Source organism: Flavobacterium sp. H4147 (genome assembly GCF_029360735.1).
In the GTDB taxonomy this organism is placed as follows: Bacteria; Bacteroidota; Bacteroidia; order Flavobacteriales; family Flavobacteriaceae; genus Flavobacterium; species Flavobacterium endoglycinae.
In genome coordinates, this window is sequence record NZ_JARKNB010000002.1 from 609,237 (window position 1) to 629,000 (window position 19,764).

Genomic DNA, 19,764 nt, shown 5'->3' on the forward strand with positions numbered 1-19,764 from the left:
TGGTATAAATTAAAATTATGACACCATTAATTCGTAAACTACTCATATTTACTGTAATCCTTGCTGCGATTATGGAATTAATCGATATTTCGATTGTAAATGTGGCGCTTTCGCACATGAGCGGTAATCTTGGTGCAACTCTCGAAGATACTTCTTGGGTAATCACAGCGTATGCCATTGCCAATGTAATTATTATTCCCATTACAAGTTTTTTGAGCGGTAAACTCGGAAGGCGTAATTATTATATTGGTTCGATTGTTTTATTCACTTTCTGTTCTTTTATGTGCGGACATTCGTCTAATATCTGGATGCTGGTTTTCTTCCGATTTTTGCAGGGAATCGGCGGAGGCGCTTTATTATCAATTTCGCAGGTAGTTGTTTTCGAGCAGTTTCCAAAAGAAAAACAGTCAACAGCTGGAGCATTATTTGGTGCAGGAGTTTTTATAGGTCCAACGATTGGCCCTACACTTGGCGGATATATAACTGAAAACTACGACTGGCCTTGGATTTTCTTAATCAACATTCCAATTGGGATTTTTGTTGCTATTTCGTGTTACTTTTTGCTTCGCGAACCAGAAACAAAACCACCAACTGCAAAAGTCGACTGGACAGGAATTGGTTTACTGGCTGTTGGCGTAGGTGCTTTACAAACGGTTTTAGAACGAGGCGAAGTCGAAGACTGGTTCGAAACCCGATATATTGTTGTATTAACCGTAATTGCTGTCACTACCCTGCTCTTCTTTATTTATTGGGAATTATCAATTGAAAATCCCGTTGTAAATCTTCGGGTTCTTAAAAGTAAATCCTTAAGTATCGCAGCCGTTCTGACTTTTGTAACCGGTTTTGGAATGTTTATTTCTATTTATATAAGTCCAGTAGTGGCACAGCGTCTTTTGAGTTTTTCTCCGTATCAAACAGGATTGTTACTTCTTCCTGGAGCTATATTGGCTTTAGTTGCCCTAAAAGTATGCGGTACTTTACTTCAAAAAGGCGTTTCTCCTGCAATTGTTATTGCTATGGGATTTATCATTTTTATTTACTTCAACTGGCGAATGTCGGGAATAACCTTAAATACCAGCGGTGCAGAAGTGGCTGCTTCGCTTATTTTCAGAGCAATTGGGATGGCTTTACTAACGGTTCCTTTAACCATGCTTGCGGTTTCTTCTCTTGAAGATAAAGATGTCGGACAAGGCGCCGCACTTAATAATATGATGCGTCAGCTGGGTGGTTCGTTTGGTGTATCGATTATCAATACATACGTCGCGCATAGATTTGCCGAACATCGGAATGTATTAGTTTCAAATGTAAATCCAAGCAATATCAAAGCTATGGATCGACTGAACGCTTATATAACGTATTTTCAATACAGAGGATTTACGTATAATGAAGCACGCGCTAAAGCTTTAAAACTTATGGAAAACATTATTCTGAAACAGTCTTCTCTGCTCAGTTATCGCGATGCGTTTTTCTTTGTAGGTTTGTTTTTTATTGCGGCGCTGCCGTTACTATTATTTGTGCTCAGCAAATCCAAAAAACCGCAGACCAATCTGGTGCTTTCGGATCATTAAAATCAAAAAGCAGTAATCTGGCATTTTGAGATTACTGCTTTTTTATTATTTCTTCAAATCCATATTTAAAGTTCCCGTTTTTAAACCGTTAGCGAAAGCCGAAAGAATAACCTCTTTTGCATTTTCTTCTTTTTGGATAATAATCTGAGCATATCCATTAAAGAGCTTTCTTTTCCAAGGTTCGGCAGGCGTTATAACTTGAATAATTCCAGGATCTGTATTCATAACGTCCCAGTCTTTTATTTTTTGTAAAGGTGTTGCGGCAATATAAATTGCGTTTTTACCTTCTTTTAAAACTGTAAAATCCAAAACATATTTCTGAGAATCTTCAGCACTTGGATTTATTTGGTGTCCGTTGACAAAAACTACTGTTTCAATTCCTATTTTCTTATAAAAGAAACTCACCGTATTTGAAGCCGAATACTGCTTTAAATCAAATTCTCCTCTATAAATATACGATGGCGCTTGTTTTTTATAATCACGGTCTTGAAAAGCTGTAATCCATTCATTTTCTGGATAGCTAGATAATTCATTTGGCAAAGATGCCGATGTACCTTTCTGTTCCTGAAAATGCGTTATAGAAACCAATTCAACATCATCTAGAAACTGATCTTTTTCTAAAGAAGTTGGATCGCCATTTCCTACTCCTAAAATCTTTCCTCCTTTTATTGAAAATGTGATTTCATCATTTGCAGTAGGAACATGTAAACCGTTTTTATCGGTAACCTCAACCGTAACAACCGTAACATTTCCTTCTGAAAGATTTTCTTGGTCTGTTGATAGTTTTATGTTTTCAGCTTTTCCAGTTGTTTTTTGAACTTCGGTTAAAATCTTTCTTCCGTTTTTATATCCAACAGCTTCTAAAGTTCCGGGCACATACTTTACTTTCCATTCTAAATGACTGTTGATTTCCATTTTCTTCTTACCCAGACTTTTTTTGTTTAATAAAAGTTCCACTTCATCACAATTCGAATGCACCCAGACCTCAATTTCTTTGCCTTCCATTCCGTTCCAGTTCCAATGCGGCATGATATGCAAAACCGGTTTGTTTCCCCACCACGATTTCAAATAAAATACGTTGTCTTTCGGGAATCCGCAGACATCCATCATTCCAAAATAAGACGTAACCGACGGCCAGCCGTACGGAGTGGGTTCGCCTCGATAATCAAATCCTGTCCAAATGAACATTCCTGCCAGGTAAGGTCTTTCGGCATAAAACTTCCAGCCTCCTTCTATACTATAAAATGTCGGACGTGGTTTTCGATCATACGCACTTTGATAATGTTTGGCATCATCTGTAAAATAAATGCCTCTTGTAGCAAAAGTCGAACCTTCTTCGGTTCCCATTCCCGGCTGATTTTTAAATTCATTTCTATGGGCATCAATATCTCCGTTTCCGAGATAATTATATCCCATAATTTCAACCACAGATGAAATGCCACTTTTAAACCCGCTGCTGATTCCAACCGTTACAGGTCTTGTTGAATCAATGCTTTTGGCAAAATCCTGCATAACATTTGTAATTCTTTCGCCCACAATGTTACCTTCTATATTCCATTCTTCGTTTCCAACTGACCAGCAGAAAATACTTGGATGATTTCGATCGCGTTTCATCATTCGCTCCAAATCATTCAAATGATAATCGTTAATTCCCATTAAGCGCGTTTCGTCAATAACCAGCATTCCCAGTTTATCGCAGGCTTCCAACAATTCGGGTGTTGGCGGATGATGCGAACAACGATACGCATTCGAACCCATTTCTTTTAGTTTCTGGATTCTGTAATATTGAATTTCATCAGGCAGAGCCGTTCCAATTCCGGCATGGTCTTGATGATTGTTGGTTCCTTTTAATTTTAAAGATTTTCCATTGAGAAAAAATCCTTTTTCAGCATCAAATTTAATTGTTCTAATGCCAAAAGAAGTTTCGTAACGGTCTATTATTTTTCCATTTTGCTTTAATTCCGTCACTAATCGATACAAATTTGGCGAATCAATATCCCACAACTTCGGATTGTGAACAATCAATTTTGATTTGTAATTGGCTGATTTATAAAACTCAGGAACCGTTATACTTTCAGAAGTATTTGTAATTGATGAATCAGAAGCATCAAAAATAGTCTGAATCACTTCGACTGAACCTTTGTAATTTCCTTTATTTTCAATTGTAATTTCGGCTGTAACTTCAGCATTATAAGCTTTAACTTCAGAAGTTACATACGTTCCGTTTAAAGCAATATGAACTGGATTTGTTTTCTTTAAATATACGTGTCTGTAAATTCCAGCACCTTCATAAAACCAGCCTTCTTCCAAAGAAGCATCGGCACGGACCACAATTGTATTTTCTCCTCCATAATTAACATAAGCCGTTACATCATATTCAAATCCGTTATAACCGCTTTGTTCTGTCCCAAGGTAATAACCGTTGAAGAAAACTTTTGAATTTCTAAAAACGCCATCAAATTGCAGAGAGATTATTTTTCCTTTATCAGTTTCTGGAATTGTGATTTTTTTTCGGTACCAGCCAATGCTTTTTTCAGGAAAACCTTTTCCAGCCATTTTAAATCCGTGGCTGAAACTGCCGTTTTCGCCAAAAGGCTGTTCTACTGCCCAATCGTGAGGGAGATCAAGCTTTCGCCATGCGCGGTCATCAAAATCTTTTGACGCAGGTCCGTCTCCAAAACCAGTTTTCGTCAAATAAGAAAAATATCCTTCAGCGTGTCCAAAATCTTTTTTGGTATCGTATAAATGTCCAAATGAAAAACGCCAGTCTTTATCAATTACAATCCATTCCCGATCTGATTTGTTTTGGGCAAAAGTCAGGTTGTACATGACAATAAAAAACAGCGTAAAGATTTTAGAAACTATAATTTTCATAAAAGTGGTTGGTCAGTTAGAATGTTTAAAAAGATAAAATTAAGCTATAAAGCCGGTTTAAATTAATAGTATTTTGTCAAAACACTCACACTTACTTAATTTTAAGGGGCAAAAATGAAGGGCAAAAATTTAGAATCATTCTATTGGCTATACTTTTTAAAATAATTTTCTTTTGGTGTAATTTTATATTAAATTTTTAAAAGCAGAGAGAATATGAGTGTTATTAAAGATGAAAAAAAGCTTCTGAACACCATTAAACGAATCGATGAAAAGATCGATAAGATTAATGATCAAAAGATAGTTGCCTTTTTTGAATCTCTTGGATTAACAGAAAGAGAGGACGTTCCCAAGAATTTTCTGGACTGGGAAACGATTCTTATTGTCGTTCCCGACCGCCACATTTCGCATGAACTAAAATATTATAAATTCTCTATATCACGACTTTTTTTCGTAACCAATCCTTATGCCGACAAGATTCATATTTATGATTTTGACCAATGGAAAAGCGTTACGCGAAATAAAACTCAATTTCAAATTAGGGAAATGATGAAGACGAATTTTGGCGGTGTGAAAAACCTATCCAAAGATCAAGACTAAATCAAATTATTATCATGAAATGGATCACACGGGAAAGGCCCAAAATTGACAGAATTGCGTGCCCTTGGCTTATTAAAAAATTTATCGATTCTGAGGCTGAATTCCTGTATGTTCCTTTCGATGATGTTCTCAATAAAGCAAAGGAACTAAATGCCGTTCCGTTTGATATTCCAAATGTAGAATACAGTCATTACAACGAAGAGTGCACCTTTGACTATATTGTAAAAAAACATCAAATTACAGATCCTGCTGTTTTAATAATGGCAAAAATTGTTCGTGGCGCCGATACAGATCGTCATGATCTTGCAAAAGAAGCTGCAGGACTTTGGGCAATTTCAGCCGGATTAGCTCATAATATAACTGATGATCAAGAACTTCTTGAAACTGGATTAAAGCTTTATGATGGACTTTACAGCTGGGCTTCTTATTTATACCATCAAAATCATCTTGAAAATAGTCCTTTCGAAAGTCTGCTTCAGGAAGTATACAAAAAGTTTCTTTCTGAAAAGAAATCCAGTAAAAAAACACCTTCGTGGGTCAAAGATCTCAAGGAAATTATACAGGATCAAATCGATACCCAGTTTAATTTTGATCTGAAAAAGATTTCAAATGATTTAGAATTAAACCCATCTTATTTATCAAGAGAGTTTTCAAAGTATTTTGAAGATTTAAATTTTGGTGAATATGTTCGTAAATTACGAATTGAAAAGGCGATCAATTTAATTCAAAATTCGGATCTTACTTTAACTGAAATTGCTTATATGACAGGATTTTCAGATCAAAGTCATTTTACCCGAATATTTAAACTGCATACTGGAAAAAATCCTTCTTCATACAGAAAAAACGCTTCAAAAAGTAAACCAGATACAAAAGGTAAATAGTGTTCTATTTACTGAAGTTGTAAATATATAGCTTTGTTTTACTAAACAAAACTATTTATGACTACCAGACTTTTTTATTTATTGATCTTATTTGTTTCAGCAAATATCTATTCTCAAACAGTTTATCCTAAAATAACGGGATATTTTGGCATTATGCATCCTATTGTGACCGTTAGCAGTGAACAAACCAATGTAAATTTTCGAGATTATTATGCTGTAGGTTTTCCAACGGGAATTAATATTTGGAAAAATCAAAAAATAGGATTTTCATTTGAAGTAGTTCCCAATATTAAAGTTCAAGGCGACAGCGATAAAGTAACCAACTTGTTATTTCACCCAGGTGTTTTAGTGGCATTGGGAAATGGTTATACCTTTGCTGGAAGAGCTGCTTTTGAAAGCGGCGGAAGGTATGGAGTAACGCCTGTGTTTAATAAAACTATTATCAAAAGTGAAAGCTGCAGTTATTATGCGGCGATTCCGCTTCCAGTGCGTTTTGGCAATGATCATCCAACTTCGTTTACAGTTGGTTTTCAATTTGGGATCGCTTTTTAAATTCCCCGAATTTCAAATTAGAAAATGTTGAAGACAATTTTGGCGGATTTAGGAAACGAACACAGAAACAAGTAACTAAATTTAAAAAATTAAAGGCCCATTTCTTTATTGATTTGGGCTTTTCTATTTTCTCGTTAATCCTAAAACTAACCTTTTTGAATAAGCTCTTTTACTCTGCCAAAAACAAATTTTGCCTGCTCATCATAAATAATCATATCAAAATCTTGTGTTCCTTCAATAAAATTTCCTTCCTTTTTGGTATCTGCATATACTTTTTGAAAAAACTGATCTCGTTTTTTAAGCCATGCTAATTGTTCTTTCTTTAGCTTTGATTGTTCTTTCGAACTCATCTTAGCTTTAAGATTTTTATACGATACATTCAACAAACTATCAGATTGATTGTAATACTCAAGAGCGCAATTTCGCATATTGTTACCTTTATCCAGACACTTTTGGTATTTTGATTTTAATTTATAAATAGTTTCAAGCGTCTGTGAATTTGATTTCAATGAAATAAATACCAACAATACTAAAAGTGCTTTTTGAATCATAATATCTTAATTTAAGTGTTCATAAGATTTTTTCATATTTTAAAAATATAAAGCATTAGCTAACAAATAGAATAAGTAAAAACCCAAACTTACAACAAATTTTAATTCTTCTTTTGAATACAATCTACATTAAATGCAATCCCGCTTTCTCCCAATCGTTTCATTTCTTGAGAATTAAATGACATCGAGCATTGCTGATCATATTCATAAAAAAGCCAAATAGTTATATCTTCTTTACCAATATTTAAATTCTCTAATTTTTCAAAATTTGGCTCTAATAAATCTAAAAAAGCATTTATAAAATCAAAATAATCATCTTCTTCATGAGTCACAATTTGATAAGTCCATATATCAAATTCCCCCTCCTCCTGAGGCATAACAGCTAATAAATCAGTTATTTTCTGGTAAATTTCAGAAGAACCGTTAGTATGTATATACAAATTGTGAAATTTCATTTAGTTCTTAATTATTGTGCTAATTGATTTTGAATCATATCTTCTAAAGCTTTCCCATGGATATTCTTTGCCAGGATGATTCCGTTTTTATCTATCAGGAAATTCAAAGGAACTGACTGCAGCATATAATCTCCCACAACTGGTGAAGTCCAGTATTTTAAATCACTTACATTTGTCCAAGGCAGTTTCCCTTTTGCAATTGCAGCTAACCAAAGCGGCTTTTTTGTATCCATAGAAACCCCATAAATCGATAATTTGTCAGGATAAGCATTGTGCAGTTTTAATAATAAGGGTTGTTCTTTGATGCAAGGTCCGCACCATGAAGCCCAAAAATCAACTAAAACCAGCGAACCTCTTAAAGAAGAAAGCGCTACATTTTCTCCCTTTGTATTTGGAAGATCGATTTCTGGAGCAATATCACCAACATCGACACCTACAACCTGTGCTTTTGAACTGGTAATCACACAACATAAGAATGCTACGATAAGTAAAGTTTTTTTCATAATTAAGTTTAAAATTAGATTTAGGGCTGAAATTTATCTCTCGCAAAGCGCAGAGTCGTTAAGTTTTATTTTTAAGTTTGAATTATTCGGCTAAAGCCTTCCTCTTTTACTCTTTTTTAAACCTCCAGCTAAAGCAGAAGGCAATTCATAAAAACTTCGCGACTCTGCGTCTTTGCGAGATTATTCTAAAACAAATATAAAATTTTCTTTGACAGAATTCCTTGACCTGCGAAAACTTTCTTCTTTCTTCTTTCTTCTTTACTCTTCACTCTTTAATCTTCACTCTTTACTCTTCACTCTTCACTCTTTACTCTTTACTCTTAAAATTATCCTAAATATTTTTCTCTTAATTGATATATCGGGAAAAGTCGATATATTTGCTTCATGGAACCGATAGAAATTTTTAAAGCATTATCTAATAAGTCCAGACTGCAAATGCTGGAATGGCTAAAAGAGCCTGAATTAAACTTTCCGGGGCAGCTTGAACATGCCGGATTTGAACATGGTGTGTGTGTTGGACAAATTCAAGCCAAAGCCGGTTTAACACAATCCACAGTATCTGAATATCTCTCTATTTTACAGCGCGCTGGTTTTATCGAAGCCAAACGTGTTGGACAATGGACGTATTATAAACGTAACGAAGGTGCCTTTGAAGCACTCAGTAAATTAATTCAATCTAATTTGTAAAATTACTATGAGTACAAACAACCTGTTTTCACCATTTAACTTAAAAACGTTAAATCTGAAAAACCGAATCGTAATGGCGCCAATGACGCGCTCTTTTTCTCCTAACGGAGTTCCAACTGATGATGTAGCCGCTTACTACCAAAAAAGAGCGGAAGGCGAAGTTGGATTAATTTTATCTGAAGGAACTGTTATTGACAGAAAATCTTCTTCTAATGATGCGAATGTTCCTCACTTTTATGGCGACTTAGCTTTAAGCGGATGGAAAAAAGTAATTGATGGAGTTCATGCTGCGGGCGGAAAAATGGGACCGCAGATCTGGCATATGGGAATTATGGACAATCACCATTCTGGATGGGTGCCGCCTGTTCCATTTGAAGGTCCGTCTGGTTTAAACCGACCTGATTTTAGAAATGGTATTGCTATGTCTGAAAAAGATATTGAAAATACTATTTTGGCTTTCGGAAAAGCTGCTGCTGATGCAAAAAGATTAGGTTTTGATACTATCGAAATTCACGGAGCGCACGGTTATTTAATCGACCAGTTCTTTAGAGCCGAAACGAATTTACGAGACGATATTTACGGAGGAAAAACACTTCCGGAACGTAATCGTTTTGCTATTGAAGTCATAAAAGAAATCCGAAAACAAGTAGGAAATGATTTCGCCGTGATCATGCGTTTTTCTCAATTTAAACCTTCAGATTACAATTATAAACTGGCTAAAAATCCACAGGAATTAGAAGCTTGGCTTACTCCTCTTGTTGATGCGGGTGTTGATATTATTCACGCTTCACAACGTCGTTTCTGGGAACCAGAATTTGAAGATTCTGATTTGAACTTTGCTGGATGGGCTAAAAAAGTAACAGGTGCACCAACTATTACAGTTGGTTCTGTTGGACTATCTGGTGATTTCTTTGGTGCATTTGCAGGAGAAAGCTCTCAACCTACTTCATTAGACGAATTAAACAGACGTTTCGACAGAGGCGATTTTGATTTGGTTGCTGTGGGAAGACCTCTTTTATCTGATCCAAATTGGGTGGCAAAAATCAAAGCTGGAAAAACTGATGAATTAAAAGGTTTCAGCAAAGAAGCTTTAGGACAATTGGTTTTGGAATAATTTTTTTAAGATACAAAGTTATAAAGGTTCAAAGGGACAAAGTTTCTACATGGGCTTTAAAAAGTAAAGGGATAAACTTAATTGTTTATCCCTTTTTTTTGAATATCTATAACTAACAAAATTAGAAATTCAATATTTTTATTAAGGTTCAGAGTTGCAGAGGTTACCTGTGAATCTTTGTTCCTTTGCCTCTTTGTCCCTTTAATTAACTCTTTTTTGAAATTTATTCTGAAGCCATTTACGAACTGGTTCGTCATATAATTTTAAACATAAATAAGCAAGAACAATACTGGCAACTAAAACACCAATTCCTACTCCGTATCCTTGATTTATAGTTACTTTATTATCTACAACCCAAGCCGTAAACCAATAAATAAGTGGATAATGTGTAATGTAAATTGGGTACGAAATGTCGCCTAAAAGTTTACATACTTTGTTTGAGAATTGGCTTTTAATCTGACCGCCTGCTCCAATTGCCACAATAATAGGAAATACTAGAATAATGCAGAATGATTCGTATAGACCATTCATCCACAAAGTATTTTCATCTCCAAATCTAGGAAGTGCCAAAACAATCGTGATTAATATACTACAAACCCAGAATGCGCCTTTTATATGAATCAATTTTCCTAAACGAGATAATAAAACTCCAGCAAAAAAGGGAAATAATAATCGGGTAAAGCCAACATTCATTTGCGCTAGGTTCAGCGACCAGCCTCCTATCACATCTCCTTTGGGTCCAAAAACTGTATAGTTAATTAACAGTCCGGCAAATATCAGCACAAAAACTGATAATACTTTGTTCGAAAATTTACGGAAAAACAGGGCGTACAAGATGTTTGCAATATATTCGAAAAAAAGTGACCATGCCGGACCATTTAAAGGATGCATTTCGCCCCAGCCTCTAATTTCCATAGAAGGCGGAATTGGCAGTAAAGTAAAACCAATAATCATGGTTAAAATTACTTTCCATACCGGCATTGCAGCAATCTGAGGGAATAATATGTCTGATGCTTGAAAATAGTAAAAGAGAGCCCCAATGATCATTCCAAGGATCACCATTGGTTGTAAACGAATCAATCGGCGTTTGTAGAATTCCCATTGTGTCATGTTTCCCCAGCGGTCATCATAGGCATACGCCACCACAAATCCCGATAAAAGAAAAAAGAAATCGACAGCCAGATATCCGTGATTGATAATTTGTATAAAACGGTTTCCGCCGCCAAAAGCTTCAAAAATATGAAACGCCACTACTAAAATAGCCGCAACTCCGCGCAGACCGTCTAGAATCTCGTAATGTTTTTTAGGTTGAATATTCATTTTGGGTTGATAGTTTATTGTTGATGGTTGATGTTTTATTGTTGATGTTTTATTGTTGATGTTTTATTGTTGATAGTTGATGGTTTATTGTTGATGGTTAGTCAAGCAATTTTTAATTTTTAATTTTTAATTTTTAATTTTTAACTTTTAATTAAAACAATTACTGATGATTTTTAAGCCATTCTAATCTTCTTTGGTCTGGTAAATGTTTTACGGTGAAGTTTTCGAATTTTGCTTCAAAACCTTTTCCGTCAGGAGAAGCAGCCATTAATCCTACCATTACTGGTTTATTATCTTCTAAAGGTGCATTTCTCGTCAAAATGTAGTTTTTATCATCCAAAGAATAAAAGACCTCAATAGCATCTAATCTTCTAACTACTTTAATCCAGATAAATGGAGGTGCTTTTTCTAAAGTAGTAACGCTCCAATCGCTTTTTTCATGTGTTACAACTGTGCTCACATTGAATTTTCCGTCAACAAACTCTACTCCTGTTTTAATGTAGTTTTTTTCATCTGTACGAATCATTAAACCCATCTGGTCAAAACGAGCAATATAATTTCCGGTTAGTTTTACTTTTGCTTCAAATTCACCACCATAATTCGCATAATAAAACGGAGCATCGTCTACTGTAAAACCATAATGCGAAATTCTCCAGTAATCACTATTTGCCGTAACATTCATAATTAGGGCATTGTTTTTAATTTCCCATTTTTCAGGTTCATTGAACCACTGCATTTTACTTAATGTCTGCGCTGAAAGATTTTGAAATAAAATAAAGATTGTACTCAGTAATAGTATTCGTTTCATGATATGTTTTTTTTGAGATTGATGATATTAAAAATATTTTACTTCTAAATTACACGATAAAGCAAAGCTGCAAATTTTACACTTGCAGCTTTACAACCAACCAAATTTAGAAATAATGAAATTTATTGAAGTGAGAATCCCACTTTAGATTTTATGTCTGCAGAAGATGCTCCGATTACTGCTTCAAAAGCTCCCGGTTCAGCAACCCAGTCGTGTTTTTTGTCATCGAAGAAACTTAAAGCTGTTTTATCGATTGTAAAGGTTACTGTTTTTTCTTCTCCTGCTTTAAGAGCTACTTTTTCGAAACCTTTTAATTCTTTTATCGGACGTGGCAATGAAGATTTTAAATCACTGATATACAACTGAACAACTTCTGATCCGTCACGGCTTCCTGTATTTTTAACAGAAACTGAGAATGTAATTTTATCTCCCGCTGTTATTTGTTTTTTATCAGCCGTTACTTTTCCATAAGCAAAAGTCGTGTAGCTTAAACCGTGACCAAATGGAAATAATGGTTTGATTTTGTTTTTGTCTGCCCAACGGTATCCAACAAAAATTCCTTCGTTGTATTTTACGTCATCTCCACCTGGAAATTCTCCTAAAGCGTGAGCTCCGTTATCGTTTAATTTTACTGGGAAAGTGAAAGATAATTTTCCAGAAGGATTCACATCTCCAACTAAAACATTTGCTAAAGCGTTTCCAGCTTCAGTTCCTAAAAACCATCCTTGAACAACTCCTGGAACTTCTTTAATCCAAGGCATTGCAACAGCATTTCCAGAGATATTTATAAAGACAATATTTTTGTTAACCTTTGCTAATTCGCTGATTAATTTATCTTGACCATAAGGCAGGTTTAATTCTTTACGATCGTGACCTTCGTCATCCTGATTTGGACTTTTGTTCAAACCTCCAATGAAAAGAACGATATCAGCATCTTTGGCAATTTTTAAAGCTTCTGCAGTTAATTCAGCCTGTGGACGTTTTTCTTCTAAACTTACTTTTGCCACAACTCCATTATAGTTACTCGTAGGATCTCCTACATACCCTCTTGCGTAAACAATTTCAGCTTGATTTCCAATTCTTTTCTTTAATCCTTCAAGAGGTGTGATTTCGTATCTTGCTTTTAAAGAAGAACTTCCTCCTCCAACAGTCATCATTTTGATAGCATTTTCACCAATTACAGCAATCTTTTTCGTTTTAGAAAGATTGATTGGCAGAATGTTATTGTTGTTTTGTAATAATACAATTCCTTCTTCTGCAATTTTACGACCTGCTAAAGCGTGTTCTTCTGTTCCAAAAGATCCAAACGGACGGTTTCTGTCCATTGTAGTTAAGAAAGCCAAACGAAGAATGCGACGTACTTTTTCATCTAATTCTTTAGTTCCAACTTCTCCTTTTTTAATCATTTCAGAATATGGTTTTGCTAAATAATAGTTGTCATAAGCATTGCTTGTTCCCCATGAAAGACCATTTGTCCAAGAACCAAATTCCATATCCAAACCATTGTGAATAGCTTGTTTCGTATCGTTTACTCCACCCCAGTCAGAAACCACAACTCCTTTGAAACCCCATTCTCCACGAAGAATATCGTTCAACAAATATTCGTTGTGGCAGCATTGCTGACCTTTATATTTATTGTATGAACCCATGATTGACCAAACTTCACCTTCTTGAACCGCTGCTTTAAAAGCCGGAAGATAGATTTCGTATAAAGCACGATCGTCTACGATTACGTTTACAGAGTTACGGTTTGTTTCTTGATTGTTTAATGCAAAGTGTTTTACACAGGCAGCAACACCGTTTGATTGTACACCTTTAATATAAGGAACTACCATTTTGGCAGCCAGGAACGGATCTTCTCCCATATATTCGAAGTTACGTCCATTTAATGGGCTTCTGTAGATATTTACACCAGGTCCTAATAGTACGTTTTTGTTACGGTAACGCGCTTCTTCACCAATAGATTTACCATATAAAGAAGACAATTCTTTGTTCCAAGTTGAAGAAAGTGCTGTAAGAGCTGGGAAAGCAATACAAGAATCGTTTGTCCATCCTGCCTGATCCCATTCGTCCCATTTTACTTCAGTACGAATTCCGTGAGGACCATCTGTCATCCAGTTTTCTGGAATTCCAAGACGTTTTACACCCGGAGAACTAAATTTAGACTGCGCATGAATCATGGCAATTTTTTCTTCGGTTGTCATTCGCTTAAGCGCATCCTCTACACGCTCACTAATTGGCTTTTTATCATCAAGATAAACCGGAACTTTATTTTGTGCATTCAATCCGAATGAACTTAATAAAACTAAAACAACGATTGTTTTAACGTTTTTAAACATAACTATTATTATTTATTTTAAGCATTCAATATCGATAAAAGTACTAGTGGTCAGAAGTACCTTTTTATAATATTGTAAAACTAAAACGTTATCGTACATGTTACATTTTTGAACGCAAAAAAGTAGTGATTTAAAAAATTAAAATATTGATTTACAATTACATAAATAAAAAAAAGCACTAAAAAAAGTAGTGCTTTTAAAATATTTTTCTAGGATTTCAATGCCATAGAACCTATTTTCATGACCATTTCTTCGAAATCATTTCGCGAAACTGCGGCTTTATTTCGACCTCGTGTTCTATAATTGTAAATTGTACTTAAAGAATAACGGAGAAATGCCGCTATCTTAACGCTGTCTGTAATTCCAAGTCGGATTAAGGCAAAAATTCGAAGTTCGGTATTCAGCAACTCACCTTGTTTTAAAACAATCTGCTCTTCGGGAATTAAAAGGGCATTAAAATCTTTTACAAAAGTGGGATACAAATTCAAAAAGATAATATCGAAGTTTTTGTAAAGTTCTTCGAGTTCATTATCTACTAAAGTGGTTGATTTTAATATTTTATAAATCTCATCAAACTGTTTTGCCGTCGCTTTTTTATTTAAAATGATACGGTAATTCTCTAGTTTGTTGATGTAAGTCGAGCAAAGACTGAAAAAATGCGCAATGTATTCTTCTTTAACATGATTAGATTCAGATAATTGTGAATTAGTTTCCTGAAGCTGCTCGTTCGTTTGGGTAATGTCTTTGTTCAATTCAGCTAGTTTCTGGCTAGTTTCATATAATTCGGCACGAATTCTTGAAACCTTTTTCATTTGCTTGTAAACATAAATTACCGCAGCTACTAAAAAAACCGACAATAAACTGATACACAGCAAATAAAGCTGTAATTCGGTTTTTCGCTTGGCTTCCTTTTCTAAATAAACGGTATTGATAATCGAATAAACTTCCGACATTAAAAGGGTTCGAAACTGCACATTACAATACAAAGCATCTTCAATTGCCGACTGTGTAAGCTTATACGCCATATCAACATCTCCAATTTCGTAAAAAACCAACGCTAATTCCTGTAATGAGGCATTATCTTTATTGGCATTTTTAAGATCTGAAGTGGCCGAAAGTGCGTAATATTTCTTTCTAAGTTCCAGATTATTAGTCGCTTCATTAATTTTTCCCAGCAAATAGGTAATCATCGCATATTGCGGATTTTCTTCGGGAGTAACTTGCAATAGATCTTGTAATTTCTTCTGAGTGTTATTAAATTTTTTATGGAATATATCCTGTTGAATGCGGTTTATTTTATAATCTAGAGACTTAGGGTCCAGAATAGTAAGCAGTGAATCTCTGTATTTGATGATTTGCTGGCGGTATTCTTCATTGTAACTATTAGCCGCATAATGTTCAAAAAACTCTCTGTATGAAATATAATAGGTTGGCAGTAATTGTGCAGAAAGTGTTTTTTTATTGATGCTTTTCAGAATGGCTTCAGATTCGCGGTATTTTCCTGAAGATGAATATAAGGTGACTAATTGCAGCCGAGCCAAAGTTAAAAGGTCTTTATTCTGAAGTTGTTCAGCAATATTGATATTTTTTTTTACATATCGAATCGCCGAATCTGAATTGAATTTCTGATATTCTAAGTATAAGGTTTTGTTGTAATTGTACTCCTGCTCTTTGGTTAAAGTTTCAGATTTTATTTTTTTAAAGTTTAAAATACGTTCTTCTTTGAGTTTAACGTAATGCTGTTTGTTTTTAATAGCATTGTTTAATTTATCCAAAATAACATCTTCGCTATCCAATGCAAAAACTGGAAAGCAGCATAAAAAAGCACAAAGCAGTAAAAGGTGGTTCTTCACTGGAAAAAAGATAGATAGTTTTTGAGCAAATATATAAAAAAGGTTCTGTGGTTCTAAGTTACTATCCCGATAGTGATGGGATTCAGTTTTTCTTTTTACCACGAATTACACCAATGAACACAATTTTTTAAAATCTTAAATTAGTGAGAATTAGTGCAATTCGTGGCAAAAAAAACTTTTTAGCAATTAGCAATTGGCGCCGCTAAACAGCTTTCGGGAATATCAAAAGCATTTACAAGAGCAACCGCATCCGGGCGGATGTCCCAACATAGCTGATTAACCATTTTTCGGATTGCTTTTGTTTTTACGGCTTCCATATAACCATCTTCCAAATACCAAGCTTTATTTTTTTCCAGTTGAGAAAGAGCAAATAATTGATATAATCGGGTTAGGATTTGTTTTGAATTTTCGTCTTCAATAGCTTTTAAAGCTTCCTGAAACTGTTCTAAAACAATACGTTCCAAATAGGCCTGCGCCACATCAATCATTTGATGCTGTACAACATTGAACGCATCATAAGCTTCTAATCCGCCATCAACTAATTTTTTGATACGTCTGGCAGCAGAAGCTAATATTGTTTTTTCTCTATGTACGAATGCCTGCAAGTGAAATTCACTGTCCAGTAAATGTTCGTCTTCTGTTCTTCTGGTTGCAATTGGATTTTTTTCGGCAAGAGCCGTTTTAGCATTTTCATACACATAGTTAATAATGCCTAAAGATCCCATTTCTCCAAATGATTTTCTAAATTCAGACAAACGGTTTTTTGCTACCAATTGCATTAAAACAGTATTATCACCTTCAAAAGTGGTGTAAATTTCAGTATCATTTTTCAAGGCGTCGATTCGGTTTTCAGATAAATATCCTTTTCCTCCGCACGCTTCACGGCATTCCTGCAAAATATCTCTTGTGCTCCAAGTTGAATATGATTTCATTCCGGCTGCCAAAGCTTCGATTTCCTGCATTTCTGCTTCGGTTCTGTTCAGAAATCTATTGGTTAAGTATTGAAGCGCAAAATGTACTGCATAGGTTTTCGCCAAATGTGGCAATAATCTTCGCTGATGCATTCTGTAGTTTAAAATCGGAACTTCTGATCCGCCTTCAGGTCCGAATTGTCTTCTTTGATCACTGTAGCGAATGGCAATTGTTAAGCCTGATTTGGCTGCAGCCAAAGCTGATCTCGGTATTCCGATTCTTCCTCCCACCAAAGTTCCTAACATCGTGAAAAATCTTCGATTATCACTCGGAATCGGACTTTCGAATTCTCCTTTTTCATTTACTGAAGCAAAACGATCCAGCATATTTTCTTTTGGAATTACAACTTTGTTAAAACTTATGGTTCCGTTATCAACACCGTTTAATCCCATTTTATGACCGCAATCTCCAATCGTAACTCCGTTTAGAACATTTCCTTCAGTATCACGTAACGGCACTACAAAGGCATTTACCCCATAATCATGACCGTCAATAATAAGTTTTGCGAAAACAGTTGCCATTTGTCCGTGAACTGCAGCGTTTCCAATATATTCTTTCTGGGCATTTTTATTTGGCGTGTGAATGACAAACGTTTGATCCTTATGATTATAAGTCGCCGTGGTTTCCAGACCTTTTACGTTCGATCCGTGATGAGTTTCGGTCATGGCAAAACAACCCGGAAGTTTTAATGAACCAATATCTTTTAGATATTTTGCATAATGTTTTTCGGTTCCAAGCGACTGAACGCTCATTCCCCAAAGTCCAAATTGTACTCCAAATTTAATCACTAAACTCAGATCGTGGTAACTCAGCGTTTCCATAATGGCAAAATAATCTTCTACATTTCCTCCTCCGCCGTATTCTTTAGGATAAGCCATATTTCCCAAATTTTCATCGGCTAGAATTTTACACCATTTGTAAACTGTTTCACGAAATACATTAATATCTGTAGACGTTTCATATGCAAATTCTGGTCGGGAAATAACCGATTTTACTTTTTTAATAATTGGCGCTTCTTTTCCATCCAGAAATTCGGTGATTTTTTTTATATCGAAGTTCTTAGAAGTCTGTGAATTGGCTGTAAACGAACTTGCTTTTGTTTTGAAATTCTGAAGTGCTTCTTCGCCTAAAATCCCAAGATCATTTTCTAATTTTCTAAAATCGGCTTCAATTGGCCCTAAATCCAAATCATCTCCCGAAAGTGCGTTTGCAATATCGAAAATGGATTTTATAGAGGATTTATCTGCAATACTTTTTTCAATATCCTGTTTCCATTGTGTCAGTTCATTTCGCGAAGGCGGATTTGCAATATCTACTTTTGAAAGCAGAAATTCTTTTTCATCATCAGACAAAGCTGGCAATGAGTTGATAAATCCTTTTAGAGTGACAAATTCCTTATGCGTCAGTAAATCATCTGACCACACTAAATAAAATAACGGAGTAAAGGCTTGAAGTTTGGTATTTTTCATAAATATTTGATTTGGATAATTTTTATCTGCTACAGATTTTTCGCCACGAATTCACGAATTATTTTAAATTTTAAATTGAAAAAATTCGTGAATTCGTGGCGAATCTTAAGACAAAGAAATTAATTCTTTTAATCTGTATAATCTGTGGCTTTATTCATTTTACTGAATAAAAAAACAGGAATGAAAAATACTCATTCCTGTTTTAAAACCCTGTTAAGATTCTCGTAATTTTATACCTTAAACCAATAAAAAATACAAGATTAGCTATTGAGAATCTTTAGACGACAGGATATATTTTTGCTTTATGGCAAAAAGATGATGTGAATTAAAAATTAACACGGCAATAAATACTAATGCATAAGCTGCAATTTGTAACGGACTTATATTTTCTTTAAAGAAAAAAGCAGCCAGCATAAAAGCAATCATCGGATTGATATTCAACAACATGCCCACAGTTGAAGAATTGATTCCTGAAAGTGCATACAAATTGAGAAATAACGGAATTATAGTAAAGACAATGGCAATCGTTTCAATGAAGAAATAAAACCTGAATTCAGTTGGCACTGGTCCGCTGTATGTTGGATAAAAAGGCAATAAAACCAAAGCTGACAAGGTAATGTGAAAAGTCAGCATGATGAATTTATCAAAACCTTTATTTATACGCTGGCTCACCAAATAACACGCATATGTAAGTCCGATAATGATTCCGAAAAACATATCCATAATATCAGCATACGACAAAAGCAGAATACCCAATATACTTAGACTTACCGCAAGCCATTGTGTTTTCACTAATTTTTCTTTTAATATAAAAAAGGCTAATAGAGTTGTTAAAATCGGGCAGACCAAATACGCCAGCGATGCAGCTTTTACGGTTACGTGATTCATAGCATAAATAAACGTAAACCAGTTTGCCATCAAAAAGAAGCTTCCGCCAATGTTTAGCAAAACTGCTTTTTTCTTTTCAGGAGCAGAAAGTGATTTGAACAAAACTACTGTTTCTTTTATTTTGTTTCTTTTGAATAACAAAGCGATCAAGAGCATTAAAATACTGCAGCTAAAAACTCTGTAAAACAAAATATCAATTGACGCATAATCATGAATTGGTCGTAAAACCAGACTGAAAAATCCCCAAGTTGTAAAGGCGGCAATAGCGGCTATATAGTATTTTGTTGTTTTCACGATTTGTATCTCTTTTTGATGTGACAAATTTCTAAAAAA

The 19,764-nt window shown here is 34.8% G+C and carries 16 protein-coding genes; 6 read left to right on the top strand and 10 right to left on the bottom strand.

All coding sequences use genetic code 11. The features are described from left to right. The first annotated feature begins 17 nt into the window (after positions 1 to 17). Positions 18 to 1,568: a DHA2 family efflux MFS transporter permease subunit gene (locus tag P2W75_RS10400; protein WP_276380376.1), complete on the top strand. Its 1,551-nt coding sequence runs from the start codon at positions 18 to 20 to the stop codon at positions 1,566 to 1,568. 45 nt (positions 1,569 to 1,613) lie between these two features. On the opposite strand, the gene galA is transcribed toward P2W75_RS10400, so the two are convergent. Continuing rightward, on the bottom strand, positions 1,614 to 4,442 hold the full coding sequence (gene galA, locus P2W75_RS10405) for a beta-galactosidase GalA (protein WP_276380377.1): 2,829 nt from the start codon (positions 4,440 to 4,442) through the stop codon (positions 1,614 to 1,616). 213 nt (positions 4,443 to 4,655) lie between these two features. On the opposite strand from galA, the gene P2W75_RS10410 reads away from it, so the two are divergent. Genes P2W75_RS10410 through P2W75_RS10420 form a run of 3 tightly spaced genes read left to right on the top strand, consistent with a single transcriptional unit; the run spans position 4,656 to position 6,472 of the window. After that, entirely contained in the window at positions 4,656 to 5,039 is a 384-nt protein-coding gene (locus P2W75_RS10410) for a hypothetical protein (RefSeq protein ID WP_276380378.1), read from the top strand. 14 nt (positions 5,040 to 5,053) lie between these two features. Continuing rightward, the gene (locus tag P2W75_RS10415) at positions 5,054 to 5,920 is read left to right on the top strand and encodes a chromate resistance protein ChrB domain-containing protein (protein WP_276380379.1); all 867 of its coding nucleotides are present in this window, start codon (positions 5,054 to 5,056) and stop codon (positions 5,918 to 5,920) included. A 57-nt stretch (positions 5,921 to 5,977) separates the two neighbouring features. Continuing rightward, on the top strand, positions 5,978 to 6,472 hold the full coding sequence (locus tag P2W75_RS10420) for a hypothetical protein (RefSeq protein WP_276380381.1): 495 nt from the start codon (positions 5,978 to 5,980) through the stop codon (positions 6,470 to 6,472). A 146-nt stretch (positions 6,473 to 6,618) separates the two neighbouring features. Here the strand turns inward: P2W75_RS10420 and P2W75_RS10425 are convergent, their stop codons facing one another. The 3 genes from P2W75_RS10425 to P2W75_RS10435 form a co-directional block, all read right to left on the bottom strand. Further along, positions 6,619 to 7,023, bottom strand: coding sequence for a lysozyme inhibitor LprI family protein (locus P2W75_RS10425; protein ID WP_207296625.1), 405 nt, complete (start codon positions 7,021 to 7,023; stop codon positions 6,619 to 6,621). Between the two features lie 101 nt (positions 7,024 to 7,124). Beyond that, entirely contained in the window at positions 7,125 to 7,478 is a 354-nt protein-coding gene (locus tag P2W75_RS10430) for a hypothetical protein (RefSeq protein WP_276380382.1), read from the bottom strand. A gap of 11 nt (positions 7,479 to 7,489) precedes the next feature. Beyond that, a complete protein-coding gene (locus tag P2W75_RS10435) occupies positions 7,490 to 7,981 on the bottom strand; it encodes a TlpA disulfide reductase family protein (protein ID WP_276380384.1) in 492 nt (163 codons plus the stop codon). Positions 7,982 to 8,365: 384 nt separating this feature from the next. Between P2W75_RS10435 and P2W75_RS10440 the strand changes: the two genes are divergently transcribed. Both P2W75_RS10440 and P2W75_RS10445 read left to right on the top strand, forming a co-directional pair. Next, complete coding sequence (locus tag P2W75_RS10440) at positions 8,366 to 8,668, top strand: helix-turn-helix transcriptional regulator (protein ID WP_207296627.1); 303 nt, start codon at positions 8,366 to 8,368, stop codon at positions 8,666 to 8,668. A gap of 7 nt (positions 8,669 to 8,675) precedes the next feature. Continuing rightward, on the top strand, positions 8,676 to 9,782 hold the full coding sequence (locus P2W75_RS10445; RefSeq protein ID WP_276380385.1) for an NADH:flavin oxidoreductase: 1,107 nt from the start codon (positions 8,676 to 8,678) through the stop codon (positions 9,780 to 9,782). Between the two features lie 201 nt (positions 9,783 to 9,983). Here P2W75_RS10445 and P2W75_RS10450 read toward each other — a convergent pair whose 3' ends face one another. From P2W75_RS10450 to P2W75_RS10475, 6 genes are all read right to left on the bottom strand, one after another. Further along, a complete protein-coding gene (locus P2W75_RS10450) occupies positions 9,984 to 11,102 on the bottom strand; it encodes an acyltransferase (protein ID WP_276380386.1) in 1,119 nt (372 codons plus the stop codon). Between the two features lie 160 nt (positions 11,103 to 11,262). Beyond that, positions 11,263 to 11,910 carry a DUF1349 domain-containing protein gene (locus P2W75_RS10455; protein ID WP_207296630.1) on the bottom strand — a complete coding sequence of 216 codons (648 nt, stop codon included), beginning with the start codon at positions 11,908 to 11,910 and terminating at the stop codon, positions 11,263 to 11,265. A gap of 122 nt (positions 11,911 to 12,032) precedes the next feature. Further along, positions 12,033 to 14,249, bottom strand: coding sequence for a glycoside hydrolase family 3 C-terminal domain-containing protein (locus P2W75_RS10460; RefSeq protein WP_276380388.1), 2,217 nt, complete (start codon positions 14,247 to 14,249; stop codon positions 12,033 to 12,035). Between the two features lie 209 nt (positions 14,250 to 14,458). Further along, the gene (locus P2W75_RS10465) at positions 14,459 to 16,102 is read right to left on the bottom strand and encodes a DUF6377 domain-containing protein (protein ID WP_276380389.1); all 1,644 of its coding nucleotides are present in this window, start codon (positions 16,100 to 16,102) and stop codon (positions 14,459 to 14,461) included. Between the two features lie 179 nt (positions 16,103 to 16,281). Next, the gene (locus P2W75_RS10470; RefSeq protein ID WP_276380390.1) at positions 16,282 to 18,543 is read right to left on the bottom strand and encodes an acyl-CoA dehydrogenase; all 2,262 of its coding nucleotides are present in this window, start codon (positions 18,541 to 18,543) and stop codon (positions 16,282 to 16,284) included. A 264-nt stretch (positions 18,544 to 18,807) separates the two neighbouring features. Next, positions 18,808 to 19,725 (bottom strand): EamA family transporter, encoded by a 918-nt coding sequence (locus P2W75_RS10475; RefSeq protein WP_207296634.1) that lies wholly within the window; start codon positions 19,723 to 19,725, stop codon positions 18,808 to 18,810. Between the last annotated feature and the right edge of the window lie 39 nt (positions 19,726 to 19,764).

Bases quoted from the DNA above. Each gene is read 5' to 3' on its own strand.
- P2W75_RS10400 (WP_276380376.1), top strand. From the start codon at position 18: ATGACACCATTAATTCGTAAACTACTCATATTTACTGTAATCCTTGCT.
- galA (WP_276380377.1), bottom strand. From the start codon at position 4,442: ATGAAAATTATAGTTTCTAAAATCTTTACGCTGTTTTTTATTGTCATG.
- P2W75_RS10410 (WP_276380378.1), top strand. From the start codon at position 4,656: ATGAGTGTTATTAAAGATGAAAAAAAGCTTCTGAACACCATTAAACGA.
- P2W75_RS10415 (WP_276380379.1), top strand. From the start codon at position 5,054: ATGAAATGGATCACACGGGAAAGGCCCAAAATTGACAGAATTGCGTGC.
- P2W75_RS10420 (WP_276380381.1), top strand. From the start codon at position 5,978: ATGACTACCAGACTTTTTTATTTATTGATCTTATTTGTTTCAGCAAAT.
- P2W75_RS10425 (WP_207296625.1), bottom strand. From the start codon at position 7,023: ATGATTCAAAAAGCACTTTTAGTATTGTTGGTATTTATTTCATTGAAA.
- P2W75_RS10430 (WP_276380382.1), bottom strand. From the start codon at position 7,478: ATGAAATTTCACAATTTGTATATACATACTAACGGTTCTTCTGAAATT.
- P2W75_RS10435 (WP_276380384.1), bottom strand. From the start codon at position 7,981: ATGAAAAAAACTTTACTTATCGTAGCATTCTTATGTTGTGTGATTACC.
- P2W75_RS10440 (WP_207296627.1), top strand. From the start codon at position 8,366: ATGGAACCGATAGAAATTTTTAAAGCATTATCTAATAAGTCCAGACTG.
- P2W75_RS10445 (WP_276380385.1), top strand. From the start codon at position 8,676: ATGAGTACAAACAACCTGTTTTCACCATTTAACTTAAAAACGTTAAAT.
- P2W75_RS10450 (WP_276380386.1), bottom strand. From the start codon at position 11,102: ATGAATATTCAACCTAAAAAACATTACGAGATTCTAGACGGTCTGCGC.
- P2W75_RS10455 (WP_207296630.1), bottom strand. From the start codon at position 11,910: ATGAAACGAATACTATTACTGAGTACAATCTTTATTTTATTTCAAAAT.
- P2W75_RS10460 (WP_276380388.1), bottom strand. From the start codon at position 14,249: ATGTTTAAAAACGTTAAAACAATCGTTGTTTTAGTTTTATTAAGTTCA.
- P2W75_RS10470 (WP_276380390.1), bottom strand. From the start codon at position 18,543: ATGAAAAATACCAAACTTCAAGCCTTTACTCCGTTATTTTATTTAGTG.